Annotated in this window: 20 protein-coding genes and 1 pseudogene; all 21 read right to left on the reverse strand. The window is 44.3% G+C overall.

Annotated features, from left to right (window positions below; genetic code table 11):
- Window positions 1-70: 70 nt before the first annotated feature.
- Window positions 71-1243: a DegT/DnrJ/EryC1/StrS family aminotransferase gene (locus tag J1836_RS15750; protein ID WP_207252086.1), complete on the reverse strand. Its 1173-nt coding sequence runs from the start codon at window positions 1241-1243 to the stop codon at window positions 71-73.
- Between the two features lie 4 nt (window positions 1244-1247).
- Complete coding sequence (locus J1836_RS15755; RefSeq protein ID WP_207252087.1) at window positions 1248-1853, reverse strand: acetyltransferase; 606 nt, start codon at window positions 1851-1853, stop codon at window positions 1248-1250.
- Window positions 1854-1857: 4 nt separating this feature from the next.
- Window positions 1858-2706, reverse strand: coding sequence for a hypothetical protein (locus J1836_RS15760; RefSeq protein WP_242632881.1), 849 nt, complete (start codon window positions 2704-2706; stop codon window positions 1858-1860).
- Window positions 2707-2735: 29 nt separating this feature from the next.
- Window positions 2736-3323, reverse strand: a complete 588-nt coding sequence (locus J1836_RS15765; RefSeq protein ID WP_207252088.1) for a sugar transferase — start codon at window positions 3321-3323, stop codon at window positions 2736-2738.
- A 69-nt stretch (window positions 3324-3392) separates the two neighbouring features.
- Entirely contained in the window at window positions 3393-4547 is a 1155-nt protein-coding gene (locus J1836_RS15770) for a glycosyltransferase family 4 protein (protein ID WP_207252089.1), read from the reverse strand.
- Window positions 4531-5736 carry a glycosyltransferase gene (locus tag J1836_RS15775; RefSeq protein ID WP_207252090.1) on the reverse strand — a complete coding sequence of 402 codons (1206 nt, stop codon included), beginning with the start codon at window positions 5734-5736 and terminating at the stop codon, window positions 4531-4533. Before J1836_RS15775 ends, J1836_RS15770 begins: the two co-directional genes overlap by 17 nt.
- Window positions 5721-6854 carry a non-hydrolyzing UDP-N-acetylglucosamine 2-epimerase gene (gene wecB / locus J1836_RS15780; protein ID WP_207252091.1) on the reverse strand — a complete coding sequence of 378 codons (1134 nt, stop codon included), beginning with the start codon at window positions 6852-6854 and terminating at the stop codon, window positions 5721-5723. Before wecB ends, J1836_RS15775 begins: the two co-directional genes overlap by 16 nt.
- A gap of 1 nt (window position 6855) precedes the next feature.
- Window positions 6856-7968 carry a UDP-2-acetamido-2,6-beta-L-arabino-hexul-4-ose reductase gene (gene wbjC, locus J1836_RS15785; protein ID WP_207252092.1) on the reverse strand — a complete coding sequence of 371 codons (1113 nt, stop codon included), beginning with the start codon at window positions 7966-7968 and terminating at the stop codon, window positions 6856-6858.
- Window positions 7969-7973: 5 nt separating this feature from the next.
- Window positions 7974-8201: a hypothetical protein gene (locus tag J1836_RS21850; protein WP_278189513.1), complete on the reverse strand. Its 228-nt coding sequence runs from the start codon at window positions 8199-8201 to the stop codon at window positions 7974-7976.
- Window positions 8175-8657: pseudogene (locus J1836_RS15790) on the reverse strand (polysaccharide biosynthesis protein); the annotation flags it as partial. The pseudogene J1836_RS15790 and the gene J1836_RS21850, both read right to left, overlap by 27 nt.
- 10 nt (window positions 8658-8667) lie before the next feature.
- Window positions 8668-10164: an IS66 family transposase gene (tnpC, locus tag J1836_RS15795; protein WP_207250294.1), complete on the reverse strand. Its 1497-nt coding sequence runs from the start codon at window positions 10162-10164 to the stop codon at window positions 8668-8670.
- 37 nt (window positions 10165-10201) lie between these two features.
- Entirely contained in the window at window positions 10202-10603 is a 402-nt protein-coding gene (locus J1836_RS15800; protein ID WP_207252093.1) for a polysaccharide biosynthesis protein, read from the reverse strand.
- Window positions 10604-10606: 3 nt separating this feature from the next.
- Window positions 10607-11680, reverse strand: coding sequence for an EpsG family protein (locus tag J1836_RS15805; protein WP_207252094.1), 1074 nt, complete (start codon window positions 11678-11680; stop codon window positions 10607-10609).
- Between the two features lie 6 nt (window positions 11681-11686).
- Window positions 11687-12505: a glycosyltransferase gene (locus tag J1836_RS15810; protein WP_207252095.1), complete on the reverse strand. Its 819-nt coding sequence runs from the start codon at window positions 12503-12505 to the stop codon at window positions 11687-11689.
- A gap of 102 nt (window positions 12506-12607) precedes the next feature.
- Window positions 12608-13534, reverse strand: a complete 927-nt coding sequence (locus J1836_RS15815; RefSeq protein WP_207252096.1) for a hypothetical protein — start codon at window positions 13532-13534, stop codon at window positions 12608-12610.
- Between the two features lie 416 nt (window positions 13535-13950).
- Window positions 13951-15465, reverse strand: a complete 1515-nt coding sequence (locus J1836_RS15820; protein WP_242632882.1) for a lipopolysaccharide biosynthesis protein — start codon at window positions 15463-15465, stop codon at window positions 13951-13953.
- A complete protein-coding gene (locus J1836_RS15825; protein WP_242632883.1) occupies window positions 15462-16034 on the reverse strand; it encodes an acyltransferase in 573 nt (190 codons plus the stop codon). The genes J1836_RS15820 and J1836_RS15825 overlap by 4 nt, the downstream gene beginning before the upstream one ends.
- Window positions 16031-17146 (reverse strand): dTDP-4-amino-4,6-dideoxy-D-glucose aminotransferase VioA, encoded by a 1116-nt coding sequence (vioA, locus tag J1836_RS15830; RefSeq protein ID WP_207252098.1) that lies wholly within the window; start codon window positions 17144-17146, stop codon window positions 16031-16033. The genes J1836_RS15825 and vioA overlap by 4 nt, the downstream gene beginning before the upstream one ends.
- A gap of 20 nt (window positions 17147-17166) precedes the next feature.
- On the reverse strand, window positions 17167-18222 hold the full coding sequence (gene rfbB, locus J1836_RS15835; RefSeq protein ID WP_207252099.1) for a dTDP-glucose 4,6-dehydratase: 1056 nt from the start codon (window positions 18220-18222) through the stop codon (window positions 17167-17169).
- Window positions 18219-19100: a glucose-1-phosphate thymidylyltransferase RfbA gene (gene rfbA, locus J1836_RS15840; protein ID WP_207252100.1), complete on the reverse strand. Its 882-nt coding sequence runs from the start codon at window positions 19098-19100 to the stop codon at window positions 18219-18221. The genes rfbB and rfbA overlap by 4 nt, the downstream gene beginning before the upstream one ends.
- Window positions 19100-20128 carry an NAD-dependent epimerase/dehydratase family protein gene (locus tag J1836_RS15845; RefSeq protein ID WP_207252101.1) on the reverse strand — a complete coding sequence of 343 codons (1029 nt, stop codon included), beginning with the start codon at window positions 20126-20128 and terminating at the stop codon, window positions 19100-19102. Before J1836_RS15845 ends, rfbA begins: the two co-directional genes overlap by 1 nt.
- Window positions 20129-20130: the final 2 nt, after the last annotated feature.

The following is a 20130-nucleotide window of genomic DNA, read 5'->3' on the forward strand; positions in this document are numbered from 1 at the left end:
CTGTAATGCTCATCCATCATCAGTTTGGCGATTTCCAACTTGAAGGCGGGACTAAAGAGCTTGCGTTTGGTCATGTTGCCATCTGCATCACTTCAATTAGGGCGGTGCAGGTTTGATGGATGTGTTCAGCAGTGAGTGTAGGGTGAACGAGGAACATTAGGCTGGTTTCGCCGAGTTCTTGGGCGGTGGGGAGACGTTGGGCGGGTCGCCAGTCGGTGTTGTCGAAGGCTTTTTCTAGGTAAACCTCTGAACACGAGCCGGAGAAGCAGGGGATGCCGCGTTGGTTGATTTCCGCCATGATGCGGTCACGATTCCAGTCGGGTTTGAGGTGGGTGGGTTCGACGAAAACGTAGCATTTATAGGCGGCGTGACCGATGTGGTCAGGGATGGTGGGGACGCGCAAGCCGGGGAGTTGGCTGGCAGTGTTCCCGATGGCTTGGGCGTTGTGGCGGCGCTGGGCTGTCCAGTCGGTCATGCGTTGGAGTTGGATGCGTCCGATGACGGCTTGTATTTCGAGCATTCGCCAATTGGTGCCGAAGCTGTCGTGTAGCCAGCGGAAACCGGGTGGATGTTGGCGTTCGTAGACGGCTTCCCAGCTTTTGCCGTGGTCTTTGTAGCTCCACATGCTTGTCCAGAGTGCGCGGTCGTTGGTGGTGACGATGCCGCCTTCGCCGCCGGTGGTCATGATTTTGTCTTGGCAGAATGACCATGCGCCGATGTGACCGATGCTGCCGATCATGCGCCCGTTGTAGGTTGCGCCGTGGGCCTGGGCGCAGTCCTCGATGACGTAGAGTTGGTGTTGGGTGGCGAGTTGCATGATGGCATCCATTTCACACGGCCAGCCTGCGAGGTGGACACAGATGATGGCGCGGGTACGCTGGGTGATCATGGGGGCGATGGTGGCGGCGGTGATGTTTTGGCTGTCGCGGTCGATGTCGGCGAAGACAGGGGTTGCGCCAGCGGTGACGATGCAGGAGACGGAGGCTAGGAAGGTGCGCGAGGTGACGATGACTTCATCGCCTGTACCGATGTTGAGGGCTTTGAGGGCAAGGTCTAGTGCGACTGTGCCATTGGCGACCGCTATGGCGTGTTCTGTGCCACACCATGCGGCGAATTCTTTTTCAAATTCGCGGCATTCGTTGCCTGTCCAATAGTTGACTTTGTTGGAGAGGAGGGTGTGGGAGACGGCATCGGCTTCTTCTTGAGTGAAAGAAGGCCATGAGGGGAAGGGTGTGTTTAGCATGATTTTATTTCAAAGGTAGAGGACGTGCCGGACAGCCGACGACGGTGACATTATCAGGCAGGTTATGGGTAACAACCGCGCCTGCACCGACGGTGACATTATTACCCAGCGTGAGGTATGGCAGAATGGTTGCGCCCGCGCCGATCAGACATTGTGAGCCAATGGTAACGCCACCGCCGAGGGTTGCTGCGGGGGCGATGTGGCAGAATTCGCCAATATTGCAATCATGATCAACTGTGGCATGGTGGTTGATGATGCTACCTGTGCCGATGTGAGTGTCTGGGCCGATGATGCTGCCTGCGGTAATCAGGCTACCTGTGCCGATGGTTGCACCGGGGTAAATGAGTGCTTGTGGGTGAATGGCGGTTTCAGCTATGACACCAAGACGTAGCCATTCGGTTTGTAAGCGTTGGCGGATACGGTTGTTGCCAATGGCAAAGTGGATGGCGTATGGGTATAGGTCTTGAATTTCCGGCGGGGAAAGTATCGGCAGACCGCACAAACGCCCACGCGCATTGTCGTCGATGAAGGCTTCAACCCGTTTTTGCTGTTGGATCAGGGTGTGAAGGACGACTTTGCCGTGTCCGCCTGCGCCATAGAGGTAGATCACTTGCTTATCGCTTCCCTTGACGCAGTTCTACGATCTCTGCCACGGTTAAGCCTGTTTTTTTAGCAATGGTGGCATCGTCCAAAATATCCAACAAGTTGCGGGCGATTTCCAATCTGCCTTCCAGCTTCCCTTCCTCTCGTCCTTCTTCGCGTCCTTTCGCTATGCCTTTTTCCCATTCTTCACGGCGTAACAGGTCTTCACTGTATTCGTCTTTCATGCGGGCACGGTCTTCGGGGGTAAGGGTATTTTTTTGGATGGAAGCAAAAACTTTCTGGACACAAGCCTTGTGATAGTGCGTTTCATCCACTTGTTCGTCAAGGCTGTCGTTAATGGCAAGCAGCCATTCACGCCACGCCTCAGGGGTTTCATCGTTGAGGTACTTGGGGCAGATGTAGATGATTTTATGGGGAATTTCGCCCAAACCTTGCCCATGGCGGTCTTTGGGGTCGAAGTCAATCAGGCTCATGTCGCGCCCGTGTTTATCACCAGAGGTCAATACGACGATGGTGTAAACGGCGAGTGCGGGGCGGTAGTCTTGGGAACTGACGGCTTGTTCGAGGAGTGCGGCACAGTGGTAGTGCAAAAAGCGGTGATAATGGTCGGGGTAACGGCGGTGCTGGATGTCGACGATAATCCGGTTGATTTTATCCTCTGCGAACAGGTCAAAGTGGTTGTTGACATTACCCACTGGGCTGGGAAAAGACTTTTCCGTTTCGACGTGATCAATGATGATGTCGATGCCGAGGATGTCTTTGACAAAAGCGGTAAACACATCGGGTTGGGAAAAGGCTTTTTTGAAAATGACCCCATAGCGGAGCGAGGCGACGGCTTGCATGGTGGGTTTCCTTGTCATCGTTGAGTTCTGCCGAGTATAGCAGGAACTCAGCTCCCGGTGAATTTGGGCATGGTGGCTTCGCCTTCGGCGCTGATGCCTTCACGCACGAAGACTTTTTTCACGGTCAGTAATAGGATTTTCAGATCTAACCAGAAGGATTGGTTATCCACGTACCAAACATCGAGTTTGAATTTTTGATTCCAGCTAATGGCGTTGCGCCCGTTGACTTGTGCCCAGCCAGTAATGCCGGGTCGTACTGCGTGGCGACGCGCTTGCTGTGGAGTGTAACGTGGTAGATATTCCATTAATAAGGGGCGAGGGCCGACTAGACTCATATCGCCTTTGAGGACATTCCATAATCCGGGAAGTTCGTCGAGGCTGCTGGAGCGCAGGAATTTACCGAATGCAGTGAGGCGTATGGAGTCTGGTAGTAGCTCGCCGTTGGCATCGCGGGCATCAGTCATAGTGCGGAATTTGATCATACGAAAAGGTTTGCCGTATAAGCCGGGGCGCACTTGTGAAAACAAAACGGGTGAGCCAAGTTTGCGGCTGACTAAAAGAGCCACCACCAGCAAGATTGGGCTAAATAAGATGAGCAGGCATAACGCTGCTATGAAGTCAGTTGTACGTTTCATGTTGAGTGCCCCTTTCTATAACAATAAGCTAATTTTATGGTTTTTTGTTATAAATTGGTGTGATGGGTGTCACGTTTTATCTAACCCCATGATTTTTAGTATGTCAGCATTGACTTTGTGTACGTCGTATTTTTCTTCAGCTAACTGGCGGCTACGTTGTCCCATGCGTTGCCATTGGTTGCGGTGTTCGATGAACCAGATCATGCGTTCGGCGAGTGCTTGGGCGTTGGCTTTGGGGACTAGGTAGCCATTGTCACCATTGATTACTGTTTCACGGCAGCCGGGAACATCAGTTGTCAGGATCGGACGACCTGTTGCCATGGCTTCTAGTACTGTGCGTGGCATCCCTTCGTGGTAGGAGGGTAAGACGTAGATATGGCAGTTTTGTAAATAGGGGCGCACGTCATGGGTTGAGCCTAGGTATTCGAGCCAGCCTTGTTGATGCCAGTGTTGTACTTGGCTGAGGGGGATGCCATCGGGTGAGGGGTCTTCTGGTCCTAGTAGTTGGAAGGTGGCTTCTGGGTAGCAGACTTTGACAATTTGGGCAGCTTGGGCATATTCGCGGAAGCCTTTTTCGCCTAATAAACGCCCGATGGTGAGAAAAACAGGCGGGTTATTGGGCAAGGGTGTGTGTGTGTGGCGGCTAATGTCTACGCCCGAACCGTTAACTAACGCACATTTGGCGGCTGGTACAATGCTACGTTGAACAAATTCGTTGAGGTTGTCAGGGTTTTGAAAGATCACCCGTTCGGCTCGTTTTAAGGCCGTGCGGTAGAGGAATGTGACTAGCTTCACTAGCAGTTTGCGCTTGAACGTTTCCCCTTGGAAGGCAAAGCCAAGCCCGGTGATCAGGGCGTAAAAGCGTGTATTCGGGAGAATACGGCTTGCCAGCCCACCCCAAATTACCGGTTTAATGGTGTAGGCGAGAATGACATCGGGTTGCAGTTCTTGGAATGTTTGGCGTAGGGATTGCCATGTTTTGAAGTCTGCTAGTGGGTTTAGGCTATTGCGTTGTACAGGGTAAGCGCGGAAATTTGCGCCCCATGTGGCTAGTTGTTCAATGACTTTGGTTTGTGTTTCTGAAGCCATGCCAGTTACTTGGTAATTGGCTTTGCGTAGGGACTGGATGAGTGAGCCACGGAAGTTTATTAAAGACTCAGAAAGAGCACCAATCAGTAATACATGACTGGAATTGGAATATGATATTTTACTTGAAGAGTTCATTTTTAAAACTGAGTGTATAGTGACGATAGTCAAAGTTCTCTATGGCTGTTTTTCTTGCATTAAATCTCATGTTTTCATATTCATGTGCCTGAAGTGATAAGGCACGTTCTATAGCATTCGTAATATTTTCTTTGCTCGGTGATTGACATACAAAAGAATTAATGCCGTCTAACAAATAAATGCCAATATCTCCTGTAATGTTTGCAATTAATGGTGTGCCTACGGATAGGCTTTCTACTAGTTTCGTTGGAAAGCCAGCAGATGAAACTTTATTTTTCTCTCTAAATAAAATACTAAAGTCACTTGATCCAACTAATTTTATTGCTGCATCGTGGTTTATTTTCCCATAAGCTTTTATGTAACTTGGCGAGTCGGTTCTTTTTGTTTTTTTGAAAAAGTCATATGCAATTAGTTCTGGTTCAGTAATGCCAGCTAAGCACAAAGTAACAAATATGTCGTTTTCATTAATATAACAAATCGCTTCAAGTAATTCATTTAATAAATCTTTAGAGCCAGGTGTTCCAGTGTAAGCAATAGTTAGAGGTTTTTTTGAAACTTTAGTATAGGTTGGTATGATTGTTTTTGTATCTATGGTCGGTGGGATTTTAATTGTCTTTATGGATTTTTTCTCATAAATTTTTTGCAAGTATTCGCTGATTACAATTAATCCATTGAGTTTTGGTAGCAAAAATCTCATGGAGAACTCTATATTCCACTGATAGGGTGATAATATATTCTTAATTACGCTATTTTGGTCATACCATTCAACAGCATCGAAGAATAAGGGAATTTTATTTTTTTTGCAGTAATATTTCATCCATAAAATATACGGCGTGTAGCCGCTATATAATATTATGTAGTTCGGTTTGTTATTTTGAGACTTAAACCAGTTGTAGGTTTTTCGTCCCATAGTAAGGTAGATGATTCTCTTAAGAAACTGCGGTAGTTTTTCGGCAGTTCTTTCTTCTGTTGATATAACCTCAAGGAAATCAGGAATCTCTGTTTTTATTTCTTCTTTTGTTTGACCGGAAATAATTTTTACGTCATAACCAGCTTCATAAATACTTAGGGCATTGCCTAAGATTCTTCTGGCCGCTGCTCCGCCATCAGGAAATCTGAATGGTCCGACATAAGCAACCCACGGTTTATTAGGCTGATCTGTATTATTCATTGTTACGCTTTTTTCCATATAACATGATTCACATAATCCGTATAGCTATGAATAATCCGCACAACTTTCTCGGCAACGTTCGGCATACTGTAATCACCCACAGGGCGTAGTGTGCGTTCAGTATTGCCTCGTGCCTGCGATTCTAGTACGAACAAAGCTTGCATCACCCGTTCTGTCTCTAAACCCACCATCATAACCGAGGCTTCTTCCATCCCTTCAGGGCGTTCGTGGGCTTCGCGGATATTGAGGGCAGGGAAGTTTAAGATCGAGGATTCTTCCGTAATCGTGCCGCTGTCAGATAATACCGCTTTGGCGGTCATTTGCAGTTTGTTGTAATCCTTAAAGCCTAAAGGTTTCAGGAGGCGTACTAACGGGTGGAAGCTGATATTCATCGCATCAACACGCTTTTGGGTGCGTGGGTGAGTCGAGACAATCACCGGATAACCGTAATGTTCTGCCACGGTATTGAGGACGTTGACCAGTTTCAGGAAGTTTTTGTCAGAGTCGATGTTTTCTTCACGGTGCGCACTGACTACGAAAAACTGACCTTCGCTAAGTTCTAGGCGACTGAGTACTTCAGAGGCTTCAATGCCTGCTCGGTAGTGGTTCAGCACTTCAAACATCGGGCTGCCGGTTTTAATCACCATATCGGGTGGTAAGCCTTCGCGTAACAGGTATTCACGCGCAATGCTGCTGTAGGTGAGGTTGATGTCGGCGGTGTGATCGACGATACGGCGGTTGATTTCTTCGGGGACGCGTTGGTCAAAACAGCGGTTGCCTGCTTCCATGTGAAATACGGGGATTTTGCGGCGTTTAGCTGGAATCACTGCCATGCAGCTATTGGTGTCACCTAGTACCAGCATCGCGTCCGGTTTGACTTCAGCAAGTGCTTGATCTACGCCTATAATGACTTTACCGATGGTTTCCGCACCGGATGCGCCTGCGGCTTGCAGGAAATAATCCGGCTTGCGTACTTCCAGATCGTCAAAGAATATCTGGTTGAGTTCGTAATCGTAGTTCTGCCCGGTATGCACCAGCACGTGATCACAATATTGGTCGAGTTTTGCCATGACCCGTGACAGGCGGATGATTTCCGGGCGGGTGCCGACCACGGTCATTATTTTGAGCTTTTTCATATCAAACCTGATGTGCGTAAGTATCGGGGTGTTCGCGGTCAAACTGTTCGTTTGCCCAGAGCATGACGACCATTTCGTCCGTACCGATATTGGTAATATCGTGCGCCCAGCCGGGGATGGTTTCGACAATTTGTGGGTTGTCACCGTCGGTTTCTAGCGTGAAGGTTTCATCGGTGAGGATGTGCCGAAAACCAAACTGGGCTTTACCTTTAATCACTAGAAATTTTTCGGTTTTGGTGTGGTGATAGTGACCGCCACGGGTAATACCGGGGTGGGCGGTGAAAAAGGAGAATTGCCCTGAATCAGGGGTTTTGAGCATTTCCACGAAAACACCGCGTTGATCACCGTATTTCGGGACGTTGTAAGCAAAGTCTGTTGTCGGTAAATAGCTGACATAGGTGGAATATAACGCCCGAAGTAACCCTGTGCCGACTTTGGGGGTGATCAAGGTGTTGCGGCTGTTGCGGAAGCCTTCGATTTGTTGAGCTAGTTCGCCTACCGTGGTTTGGTATTCGGGGGTAACGGCGCGGAAGGTTTGCTGTGCTATGACTGGTTTATGTTGCAGCACTTGAAGGAAGTCGTGGATCACATCATCCACATGCACCAGTGTGATGGGTGCGTTGGGGTCATTAATGGTGATCGGCAAACCATTGGCGATGTTATGGCAGAAGGTCGCTACCGCTGAGTTGTAGTTGGGTTTGCACCATTTGCCGAATACATTGGGCAAGCGGTAGATGTAAACGTTTGCACCCGTTTGCTCGGCATAATGCCGTAAAGCATCTTCGGCTGCGCGTTTGCTGCTGCCATAGGGGTTGTCTAGGGCTGCTTGGGTGGATGATGCAAATAATACGGGAATCGTGTGCTGGGTGTCGGTGAGAATCCGACTTAGAGTGGTGGTTAACCCGGTGTTGCCTGTTACAAATTCTTCCGGTGACAGTGGGCGGTTGATACCAGCCAAATGGATAATGGCATCGACGGCGGCAATCAGCTCAGGAAGTTCCTGTTCGGTGTTTTGCCGTGAGAAACGCAGGGCTTCTATATCTGCCATTTCTGCGAAGCGGGCTAACAGGTTTTTGCCGATAAACCCGTCTGCGCCAGTGACTAGGACTTTCACGGTATTTATTCCTCTGGCTGGACGTATTCGCCGCGTTCTAAGGCTTTAACAAAGGTCAGTTTGCGTAGCAGGGTTTTCATGCCTTCCACATCGAGACGGGTGGTGTTGTGGGAGTTGTAGTCTTCGATGGTGGCAATGCGGGATTCGCCTTCTTCCACAAATTTGCTGTAGTTGAGGTCACGCAAGTCGGGGGGGATGCGGTAGTAGTCGCCCCTATCTTCGGCGGCGAGCATTTCTTCACGGCTGAGCAGGGCTTCGTACAGTTTTTCACCGTGACGTGTGCCGATCATGCGGACTTCATGGTTGGGTTTATCCATAATACCGAGTAGCGCTTGAGCGAGGACTTCAATGGTGGCTGCGGGGGCTTTTTGCACGAAAATATCGCCGTTTTGTCCGTGTTCAAAGGCATACAGCACCAAATCTACCGCATCTTCCAAGGTCATCATGAAGCGGGTCATGTTGGGATCGGTGATGGTGATGGGCTTGCCAGCGAGGATTTGATCGACGAACAGCGGGATGACTGAGCCACGGGAAGCCATGACGTTGCCGTAGCGGGTGCTACAGATTGTGGTTTGTGTGCCTTTCAGGTTACGTGATTTCGCCACGATGACTTTTTCCATCATGGCTTTGGAGATACCCATTGCGTTGATGGGGTAAACCGCTTTATCGGTGCTGAGACAGACTACCCGTTGTAAGCGTTCACGCCGTCTGTAGCGGGTTAGAAGCTAACGGTTGAGCCAAAGGGAAGCGCACCGAGACAGACTTATGAGCCAAGCCTTGTGAGCAAATGTCCCGCATCAATATCGCCATATTCATCCCCAATTGACGTGCCGTCCCCAGCACGGTCATCACCGTTGGACGGAATCTGTCACCTTGTGCCGACTGGCTGGCAAAGCTGGTTTTCCGCCATTGCACATACGGCCTGATCACCCGCTCGGCACGGTTATTGGTGAGGGGAATGCGACTATCCTTGAGGAAAGTCCAACACATCGCCTCATCCTTGAGCAAATGCTTGCATTGGTTGGTGGTGCGTTTGCAATTCTCCAATGCCAAGCCTTTGTTGAGCGTGGCTTGGAAGCTGCGGCGCAAGCGGAGTATCCGCCGTTGGTAGCGAGCGGCTTCATCGGGTTGTTGTTGCCAGCGGTGATGGGTGCGGACGGTGGTATAGGCGAGTAACAACAGGCGTTTGCCCACGCTTCCCCCTTCGCCGCAACGCCCCGCCATTTTGCGGAAGTGGCGGATCAAATGCGCCCAACACAGTTGCCGCCGTTCGGGTGGGACGTTGCCGTAACCACTGAAGTGGTCGGTGACCAGATAGCCAGTAAAGCTGCCCAACAAGGCATCGGCGGCGGCCTTGCCGCGTGAGTAATGGGTCATGAAGTAACTCACGCTATGGTCAGCCAATGCCCATAACCAGTAAGTGTTCGTACCGCGATAATGGCGGGTTTCATCGGCGTGGCATACCGCTTGTCCGCGTACATACTGACCTACTTGACGGTATAGCGGCCCCATCCACGGAATGGCTTTGCCTTGCGCCTTGCTGATAGCCCCAGTGCTAAAACGCACGTGGCACATTTCCCACAACAGAACCTGGATCTGGCGCATGGATAGGCGGAACTGACCACTCAAAATCACCACCCAGGCGATCACGCCTGCACCCATTTGACCGCTCGGCACCCAATCCGGCCACTGGCTGTGGTGCTTGATGCCGCAGGATTGGCAAACACCCTGATAAAACTGGTGTTCCGTCACGTCCGGTGGCGGCGGTGGAGCAATATCCGTGACCTGATGGCGGTAAGGGTTTCCCCAATCAATCGCCACTGCCCCACCACAGGAACAGGTGCTTTCAGGGAAATACTGTTCGGTACGGGTCACTTGTTCGGGAGGATATAACGCCCGTTCGTGACGCGGATGCCCCGGTTGCCCACCGTGTGGGCGGCTACTCCCCTTGCGTTTGGGACGCAACGCCCGTTGTTCCGGGCTGTCGGAGGACGGCGCTTTGGAACTGTTACGCGAACTGCTGCCGAATTTGGCAACCAGTTCTTCCAGTTGTTTTTGCAGCATTTCGACTTGTTGCTCCAGCACCGCCACCCGTGCCACTTGCTTCTCCAACTCAGTTATCCGTTCCTGTTGGCGCACGATCACCTGATGCGCTTCATCCAGTGTCGTGGGTAAGGTAGGAACGGCGGCTAACAAGGGGTAAATGACTCGCTGTTGGGATGGGGTGAATTTACTACAAGTTCGCTGGAATGCCTAATAGAGGGCGTGAACGCTTACCTACCCGTTTTACCTGATTTTGAATGGCGGCTTCCAAGACATTTTCAGTTCCCATTACGTTGGTTTTGACGGCTTCTATGGGGTGAAATTCACATGAGGGGACTTGTTTTAGTGCAGCGGCGTGGAAGATGTAGTCGACCCCACGACTGGCATTCAGGATGCTTTGGTAGTCGCGTACATCACCGATGTAGAATTTCAGTTTGGGATTAGAATACTTCTTCCGCATGTCATCCTGCTTTTTCTCGTCACGGCTGAAAATGCGGATTTCGGCGATGTCGGTTTGGAGGAAGCGGCGGAGGACGGCGTTGCCGAAAGAGCCTGTGCCCCCGCTAATTAGGAGTGTTTTTCCGTTAAACATTATTTAGCTTCCGTTAAAAAAGTAGTCAAATACATGATTGTTCTCAAATATAGAATAAAAAACTTCTTCACTGTAGTTGTAATAAACGTGCCATATAAATAATAGACTCACTAACGTAACTAGCATAGAGATGTAATAGGGTTTTAGCTTTATACTAAGTGTACTAAATGTCAGGGAAAATAAAATATAGTCTAGGATTAAACTTATTCTAAATGCCCGCTCAAAAGTCCCATTAATTACATAAAATGGGAACAAAATAAGTAAATAAATATTGATTATTAATATAAGCTCTACAAACTTGCTGCTTTTGTTTTTTTTTCTTAAAATATTTACAGAGTAAAACACTATGGCTAATGTGCATAGTTGAATAAAAAACTGAACAAAGAAACCAAAATTAGCCCTGTTTTCAAAATAGCTTTCAGTTCTGGTACTACCTGTTATTTTTATGGCTAAAGACTGCATGATATTAAGTTTGTCTAAAAATAATACCCCTAATGATGAGATGATTATAAAAATAATAAGAATTTTAATATTTATCTTTTTTATAAATGCTAAGGGTAGAAAAAACAGTGCTATGAAATGAATTGATGATGCAATTAATATCCCTGCAATATATTTGTATGTTGATGTTGTTCTATTTTCGATTAGAAATCTGACTGAGAATACAATGATCGACATTGCTAGAAAATGTTTGACTTGAATAATATCAAGAAAGAAAGGATGTATGAAGTAAAGAGCAAAAACAAAGTTTGGTTTTTCAGTATATTTGCTAATAGTTGAATATATTAGCAATATTCCCATGAATGATACAATTGTTAAGAAACCATTATAACTTAGTCCTAAAGTGCTAGATAAACTCATTAAATTAATGAATCCTATCTGACTGGTATCGAAAACTACTTCTTGCTCCTGTAATTCGTATGTGGCTAAATAATTGGCATAATCTGCGTTAGAGTAGTTAGCTCCAAACATAGCCCACATAACAGGAATTAATAAAAGTACGAATAGCCCTGAATTACGGAAAAAAGACGAAATTAATGTAAAAAAGAAGGCATTAAATACGATTATATATGACATGGTGATCTATAGATATTTCTTGTATATTTTATAAGATGCTTTGTTTATATCATATCTTTTTTTTGACTCAATGTTAACAACACTAGCACTTTCATGATGAGTGATCTTTATCGTTGGATCATATAATGTAATACCTGAGACGCTCTCTACTTGGTTTGAAAGTAATGCTTCTTCACCCCATAGAAATACACGATCATCCAACTTCTCGAAAAAGTCAAAGAAATGTGGAGTTAAAATATAACAAGCCCCAATTCCTCTCTTGATCGGCATTTGTCCGAAATCATTGGTTAGTATTTTTTCATTCTTATTAAGTGGATTTCTGAATAATCTGTTTATAAATCTGAGTGATTGACCTATATAGTAGTTAGAGTAGTAAATCTCACATTTTATTTTCTCTATTCTGGGTACTTCATTTATAACATGAGGATTTTGCTGTCTGCCTTCTAGGGTAATGATATTGGGTGCAATAACTAAAGTGTTTTTGTTATATGCTATTTTCTTGAGATTTTTTAAAAAATCCTTATCAAAAGTCAAATCGTTGTTGCCAGCTATGATCAGTGTATTACTATCTTTCTTTGCTATGGTTATACCTATGTTAAGACCCTTAAAGTATCCTAGATTGGTGTCATTTCTAATTAGCTCTACAGAATCAAATGTGCGGCAAAAGATTTCAAGATTTCGGTAGTCTTCATTGTTTGATTTGTTATCAACTATTATTACATTTACATGATCACCTTCATCTAGTGGTATTGAGTTTATGCTATATATATACTCTTTAGTAAAATTGCAGTTGTTATAATTAACAGTTATAAAGTGAAAAAACATGGTTTACCTAGATATTGATTGGTTGTGAAAATAAGTCGCTTTTTAAGTTTGTATCTGCCTCGTAGCAGGTATGAACACCACTAGTGTTCTCAGGCTATTTAGTTAAAAATTTTCTAAATTATTTAATGATGCTATGAATAATTTGGTATTATCAATATTTGTTTCTTCATTTTTTTTTAGTTTTTCTAAAACTAGGCTCTGTGTTTCTATTGCCCATTTTATATTTTCAGTACCATAAGATATTCCATATCTATCTTCGATAGAAGGATACCAATCTAATATAGAGACATTTTTATCTGGAACAACAATTGACACGCAACCACTTATTGCCGCTAATGAGGAATATGCAGTGTATAAGTCATAAGAGTAGAAGTATTGAACTTTACCTAGTATGGTTGCTATTTCATGATGAGATAATCCATCTATACAAATTGAATTAGGTGGGTGGATAAAATCTTTACCAACTCCTTTCCTAATCAAATGCGCTGAACCTAATCGATCTTTACTGATCTTTGACAAATAAAGATCGATTGGGTATTTTACTATTTTTAGTAGTTGATCTAGGAAAATAATACCGCTTAAATTTTGTTTTGGAATGTTGTCATTAAAACGAATAATAATTTCACCTTGACTCCAACATACTTGCTTATGGAAAAACATTGGGTAGTGAAGTAACCATCTCACTATTTTTTTTGCTTGATATGGATTCCCCAAAACTGTATCTGTATAGATAAAAATAGCCCCTTTTTGGGCTAACGACTTGGCATCTAAAACACTTATTATTTTAGCTTTATTCGCTGGAAATGATGTAACTTTTTTGAGTTTGTACAAATGAAGGTAAAAAGTATGCATTACAGCACTTTTAAATTTTTTTAATGAAAGAATATTAATCTCGGTTAGCAATGGAGCAATATATGTCGTATATCCTAAACTGGCTAATATATCTGCTAGGTGATGTACACATATAGAGCCACCCGAATTTTCTGAATAATCAGGGGCACATACAACAAAAACTTTATTATTAATCATGTGGTTTATCTAATTATGGATGGAAATTTATTTTTAAGTGTTGATGCGAATATTTCGTAATTATGAAAAATTTATTAGTCAGTTTTCAACGGTTAATACCATCGATTTTAGTCGTTCAGCTTTTATCTCCACTATTCTTAACTCAGTTATTTGATAATGGATCATTTTGGTCGATAAATTTTTAGAAAGAGCAGGGAGTATATCGAGTGGACTTTTGACTACCACTAAACCCAACTATACCATCGGTAAATGAAAATTCGGTTTTTTTAAAATTCATAACTCATTGATAAAAGAGTGATTGTGAAAAATATCGAAACCGAGAACTCAATTGCCGATGGTATACTTCAGTGAGTGATTGTTTGGTTTAGAAGTGGCATGTATTTTAATGATGAGTTTTTTACGTCTCTTTGGTTTAATTATCTGCTTGTGAATCTTTTTATTGTGCTAATGAGCAGTGACCTTGTATGTGAGCCAGATAATATAGAGGTTAAAAAAATAATAATAACAAAGAGAATTAGTGTTGGTAGTGAGTGAAAAAATACGCTATGTTCTTTAAAATTAATGGTTAAAAAAATTGTAAATAATAGTGGAAGTATTATTGGGGTTGTAACATCTTTCAAAAGCCATGACAAATGTAAACCTTTTAAATATTTTCTGTGTATAAATCCAATCCAAAATAGAAAATATATAAAATTTGTTATCATCCAAGCATAACCAGTACCTGCTATTCCAAATTTATAAGTTAATAAGAATAATAATGGTAATAAAAGTCCTAAGTAAAATAGACTCCCATAAATGTGTAGATCAAGTTTACCCTTTGCATACTGTAGATAATACGGAAGACTTGATATTGCTAGAAAGCCATAACCGATTGCATAGGATGTTAAAACTGTAGAACCAATATTTGCAATGTGTCTGTCATGAGTCCAAAGGTATAAAATAAAATTTGAGAAAGTGGCTAAGACGATTGCTGTTGATACACTAACTACAGTGATAATTTGCGTTGATTTCCGGTATAAATATATTAGTTCTTTTTGTTTGTTTTCAGTTTCTAGTCTTACTAAGTTAGGTAATAGAGCAGTACTAATTGGACTGTAAGTCATTACAATAGCGCTAGCTACTAAAACAGATAAAGTAAAATATCCATATTCTTCTAAAGATAGTAGTCTTGATACGATTAATTTATCTGTCTGTGTGACAACTGTCCAAATGCTACTAGTAAATGCAATACTAAGAGAAAATTTTAATGTATTTTTAATGGGTGCAATAGATAAACCTATTTTTTCTATTTGAGATTTTTCTAAAATAGGAAGAATTTTACTGGATTTTAACCATAAAATACAAAACTCTACTACGGCGATGAGTAGTTGATATTGAAAAAATATTTCAGGTTCTGTGCCATAATGCCAGAAAATTGGAAAAATCCCTAAAAATCGTAGAGTTGCGATAAATACATTAAATGATGATAGCCATATTATTTTTTCTGAGCCAGATATAGTGCCACGATACAAACCAGATATCCAACGTAAAGCGACAATTATAGCTACAATTTTTAAACAAAAAGCAACTTCATCAGTCGATAGTTTTGTTATATTAAGCCAGTTTTTGGCAAGATAATCAGATATTAAAAATAATCCGCTTCCTCCAATAATAGCTATAAATAAGAATATTAAGCTTAAAGCCCGAAATAGTTGACGATACTTAAGAGGGGAATGACCTCCTGCTTTGAAGCTTGCTGTTTCTCTAGCAATAGTTGGTGTTAAACCTAAATCTAAAAGATTAAACCATGCTTGTAACATAACAAAGAAACCGACTAAACCATAAGCTTCTGCTCCCATGTATTTTATGTACAGAGGAAGTATTAGGATGCCAATCGCAGTAATATAGATTTGGCTGGCATAGCTAGCAACTATGTTTCTTTTAAGACTCATTGTTTTTGTGGTTTTAATAATTGTTGTTCTAATGTTAATAAGTCTTTTTTTCTTTCTTTGATAAATTTAGCTGGATTTCCCGCATAAATCCCAAAAGCCTTACAGCTTTTCGTGACTAAAGATAAAGCCCCAATAGCCACTCCATCCTCTAATCTAACCCCCGGCAATATCACACTTCCACTACCCACAATGACATGCTTACCTAAATAAACATCAGCATGTTCGACATTAGTGAACTGTTTAGGGACAGCAGGATTAGTCATGAAAGCCCCAGAGTAATCATCACTGCTTGAGTAAATGGCAACTCTTGATGATAAGTTACAATAATCATCTAATGCTATCTTTCCCGCACCAATTAGAGACGTGTAAACTGCAATGTGAATATAATTGCCTAGCGTAATTCCACCTTCTCCAGCAGAAAGTACACAAAAATCATCTATACGACAGTTATTACCTATCTTGATCTTCGCACAATTGTGGAAAGAAGCCTTTTCTGAAATCGTGACATTGTTGCCAATTTCAGCAAAGCCCATTTGTTCGATAGCATCACGATTAAGTGCAGCCATCATTTTTCTCCGGCAATAACATTAATAATTCGCTGTTGCTCATGATGCGAAAGATTTGGATAGATAGGCAAACAAATCACTTGTTGTGCTGCTTTTGAGGCAATGGGTAAATTGTCTGATGTGGCAGAACGTAAGCCACGATACATTGGGAACTCTGAAATTAATGGATAAAAGTAACGACGTGCAAAAATATTATGTTCCCGCAATTTTAAATATAGCTCATCACGGTTTAAGGGGTAAGTATCTTCGACCATGATGGGGAAATAGGCATAATTAGCCGCTTGTTCGCCAGCATCATTAACGCAACGGATTCCCTTAACATTAGCTAAAGCTTCACGATAATGTGCATCAATTTCTTGGCGGTGTTTCAAAGCTTCATCAATATGTTGTAACTGTAATAAACCTATAGCCGCATTGAGTTCACTCATTTTGCCATTAATACCAGGGGCAACAACGGTGACTTCATCAACAAAGCCGAAGTTTTTTAAATGGTCAATACGTTGTTTTGTCTTTGCATCAGGACAAATAATTGCACCACCTTCAAAGGTGTTAAAAACCTTAGTGGCATGGAAGCTTAAAACCGATAAATCACCGTGATTCAGTACGCTACCACAATGACATTTCACCCCAAACGCATGGGCGGCATCATAGATCACGCGCAAATTATAGTTATCTGCAATTTTCTGAATGGCATCAACATCACAAGGATGTCCATAGACATGCACTGGCATAATCGCGGTAGTTTGTGGTGTGATAGCCGCTTCAATCTTGCTAGGGTCAAGATTCAGCGTATTAGGGTCAATATCAGCAAATACAGGCTTAATACCGTTCCACAGCAGTGAATGCGCTGTTGCCACAAACGAATACGGCGTAGTAATTACTTCACCCGTAATACGCAGGGCTTGCAAGGCAGTGACCAATGCAAGCGTACCGTTGGCAAATAAAGCAATGTGTTCAACACCTAAATACTCGCATAATGCCTTCTCTAATTGTTGATGAAAAGGACCACCATTAGTAAGTATTTTGTTATCCCAAATCTTTTCAAAATAGGGGATTAGTTCTTCTAGGGGCGGTAAATAGGGCTGCGTAACATAGATGGGTTTATCATTATTCATAATTGAATTCCGTTTATTGTTTAGTGAGATCCAAACAGTTCGACACCGCCACGCCAAAAAGCTGCACCATTCAGATACCAGTCTAAGGTTTTGTTTAAGCCGGATGTGAAGGTTTCTTGTGGCTGATACCCAAGATCATGACAAATCTTGCTGTTATCAATCGCATAACGCCGATCATGCCCCGGTCTATCCGTCACATAAGTAATATGCTGCTGATGCGGCACATTCGACGATTCAGGGAAACGTTCATCCAACAACTCACACAGGGCATGAATCAGGTTGATATTCGTCTGTTCATTATTTCCGCCAATATTATAGGTTTCACCAATCCGCCCTTTACGAATAATCAGATCAATTCCACGATTATGGTCATCCACATACAACCAGTCACGCACCTGCAAACCATCGCCATAAATCGGCACAGCCTGACCCTGCAATAAACGTGAAATCGCCAGTGGAATCAACTTTTCGGGGTATTGATAAGGCCCGTAATTATTAGAGCAGTTGCTAGTGGTCGTTTGTAACCCATAAGTATGCTGATACGCCCGCACAATATGATCCGAAGCCGCTTTACTTGCTGCATACGGCGAATTCGGTGCATACGGCGTGGTTTCCGTAAACGCAGGGTCAGTAGGGGAGAGCGTCCCATACACCTCATCCGTTGATACATGATGAAAACGGTGTGCAAACCCCGGCTTTTCATCCAACCACACCGTTTTAGCCGCTTTCAGCAAACTGTGTGTACCATCAATATTGGTTTTCAAGAAAGCATCCGGCCCGTAAATCGAACGGTCAACGTGTGACTCCGCCGCAAAATGCACGATGGTATCAATGATTTCCTCGCGCAACAGTGTTGTCACCAATGCCTGATCCAGAATATCACCCTGCACAAAACGGAAATTACTTTTCCCTTCATGCGCTTGCAGGTTTTCACGCCGCCCCGCATACGTCAGCATATCCAACACCACGATATGCGCATCAGGGTATTGTTCAAGCCAATAATGCACAAAGTTAGTGCCAATGAAGCCAGCCCCACCTGTGACGAGTAAGCGTTGAGGATTGTGTGTTGTTGTCATGCGTGAAGTAATCCTGTCAGATAATCGCCATAACCGCTTTTCTTCAGCGGCTCAGCCAATCTAAGTAACTGTTCTTGGTCAATAAAGCCCATCCGCCACGCGATTTCCTCCGGGCAAGCAATCTTCAACCCTTGCCGCTCTTCAATCACCCGAATGTAGTTAGAAGCATCCAGCAATGACGCATGTGTACCCGTATCCAGCCACGCAGTGCCACGTTTGAGCATTTCGACCTGCAATTGACCCGCTTCCAAATACATCTGATTCAGGGTGGTGATCTCTAACTCGCCACGCGGGGAAGGACGTACTTCACGCGCCATATCCACCACTTGGTTATCATAGAAATACAGCCCAGTCACCGCATAGTTTGAACGTGGTTTAACCGGCTTTTCTTCAATACTGAGGGCTTTGCCGTGCGCATCGAAATCGACGACACCGTAGCGTTCCGGGTCTTTAACATAATAGGCAAACACGGTTGCACCGTTTTGTTGCTGTGCAACGCTTTGCAGACGCTGTGACAGCCCTTCGCCGTAATAAATATTATCACCCAAAATCAAAGTGGCAGGTGAGTTACCTACAAAGTCAGCTCCGATCAAGAAAGCCTGCGCCAATCCTTCTGGCTTTGGCTGTACCGCATATTCAATATTCAAACCCCACTGCGAACCATCGGCTAACAATTGCTGGAACTGAGTGGAGTCTTCTGGCGTGGTGATGATCAAAATATCCCGAATGCCTGATAACATTAGTACCGTTAACGGATAGTAGATCATCGGTTTATCATAGATCGGCATCAACTGCTTGCTGACTGCTTTGGTAAGCGGATATAAACGCGAACCGCTGCCACCAGCGAGAATAATGCCCTTACGATGCTTGGGTTTCATCAGTGTTTCTGACCTAAATACCATTGCATAGCTACTGCTAAACCTTCACCAATACGATGACTGGGGGAGTAGCCCAACAGCCGTGCAGACTTACCGACATCTGCCAGTGAGTGTCTTACATCCCCCGCCCGAAAATCCCGATAGGTCGGCTCAAACTCCTGTAAATGTGCAAACCGTGGCAACAAATTCTCATGCAAATGCCAGAACAATTCATTCAGCGTGGTGCGATCACCCACTGCCACGTTATACACCTGATTCGTTGCATCAGTGTTTTCCGTAGTTGCCGCCAGTAAATTCGCCTGTACCGCATTGTCGATATAACAAAAATCGCGGCTGGTTTCGCCATCCCCATTAATATACACTGGCTCATCTTTGATTATGCTGGCAATCCACTTCGGAATCACCGCCGCATACGCCCCATTCGGGTCTTGGCGCTTGCCAAAGATATTGAAGTACCGCAACCCAATCGTATTAAATCCATACGCCCGCGCAAATACATCCGCATACAACTCATTCACATATTTGGTGACCGCATACGGCGATAACGGCTTACCAATGTTTTCCTCAATCTTAGGCAGGGCAGGGTGATCCCCATACGTAGAGCTAGAAGCCGCATACACAAACCGTTTCACCTGTGCATCCCGTGCCGCCACCAACATATTTAAAAAGCCATCAATATTAGTGCCATTCGTGGTAATCGGGTCTTCCAATGAACGCGGCACACTACCTAACGCCGCTTGGTGCAATACATAGTCCACACCCTCACACGCCGTTTGGCAATCATTCAATTGGCGAATATCCCCGCGTATAAACCGGAAGTTTGCCCACTGCTCACCACTGACAAGGCTTTGCACTTCATCCAAATTATGCTGATGCCCAGTCGCAAAGTTATCTAAGCCCACCACCCGCTGATTAAGCTTCAGCAAAGTCTCCAGCAAGTTAGAGCCAATAAACCCCGCAACACCCGTAACCAACCAAGTCTTAGGCTGTGAGGGCAGGGTAGCAAGTAAAGTTTCGTAAGCAGTCATAA

Source organism: Thiothrix fructosivorans, assembly GCF_017349355.1.
GTDB lineage: Bacteria > Pseudomonadota > Gammaproteobacteria > Thiotrichales > Thiotrichaceae > Thiothrix > Thiothrix fructosivorans.

Bases quoted from the DNA above. Each gene is read 5' to 3' on its own strand.
- J1836_RS15750 (WP_207252086.1), bottom strand. From the start codon at position 1,243: ATGCTAAACACACCCTTCCCCTCATGGCCTTCTTTCACTCAAGAAGAA.
- J1836_RS15760 (WP_242632881.1), bottom strand. From the start codon at position 2,706: ATGACAAGGAAACCCACCATGCAAGCCGTCGCCTCGCTCCGCTATGGG.
- J1836_RS15765 (WP_207252088.1), bottom strand. From the start codon at position 3,323: ATGAAACGTACAACTGACTTCATAGCAGCGTTATGCCTGCTCATCTTA.
- J1836_RS15770 (WP_207252089.1), bottom strand. From the start codon at position 4,547: ATGAACTCTTCAAGTAAAATATCATATTCCAATTCCAGTCATGTATTA.
- J1836_RS15775 (WP_207252090.1), bottom strand. From the start codon at position 5,736: ATGGAAAAAAGCGTAACAATGAATAATACAGATCAGCCTAATAAACCG.
- wecB (WP_207252091.1), bottom strand. From the start codon at position 6,854: ATGAAAAAGCTCAAAATAATGACCGTGGTCGGCACCCGCCCGGAAATC.
- J1836_RS21850 (WP_278189513.1), bottom strand. From the start codon at position 8,201: ATGCTCGCCGCCGAAGATAGGGGCGACTACTACCGCATCCCCCCCGAC.
- J1836_RS15800 (WP_207252093.1), bottom strand. From the start codon at position 10,603: ATGTTTAACGGAAAAACACTCCTAATTAGCGGGGGCACAGGCTCTTTC.
- J1836_RS15805 (WP_207252094.1), bottom strand. From the start codon at position 11,680: ATGTCATATATAATCGTATTTAATGCCTTCTTTTTTACATTAATTTCG.
- J1836_RS15810 (WP_207252095.1), bottom strand. From the start codon at position 12,505: ATGTTTTTTCACTTTATAACTGTTAATTATAACAACTGCAATTTTACT.
- J1836_RS15815 (WP_207252096.1), bottom strand. From the start codon at position 13,534: ATGATTAATAATAAAGTTTTTGTTGTATGTGCCCCTGATTATTCAGAA.
- J1836_RS15820 (WP_242632882.1), bottom strand. From the start codon at position 15,465: ATGAGTCTTAAAAGAAACATAGTTGCTAGCTATGCCAGCCAAATCTAT.
- J1836_RS15825 (WP_242632883.1), bottom strand. From the start codon at position 16,034: ATGATGGCTGCACTTAATCGTGATGCTATCGAACAAATGGGCTTTGCT.
- vioA (WP_207252098.1), bottom strand. From the start codon at position 17,146: ATGAATAATGATAAACCCATCTATGTTACGCAGCCCTATTTACCGCCC.
- rfbB (WP_207252099.1), bottom strand. From the start codon at position 18,222: ATGACAACAACACACAATCCTCAACGCTTACTCGTCACAGGTGGGGCT.
- rfbA (WP_207252100.1), bottom strand. From the start codon at position 19,100: ATGAAACCCAAGCATCGTAAGGGCATTATTCTCGCTGGTGGCAGCGGT.
- J1836_RS15845 (WP_207252101.1), bottom strand. From the start codon at position 20,128: ATGACTGCTTACGAAACTTTACTTGCTACCCTGCCCTCACAGCCTAAG.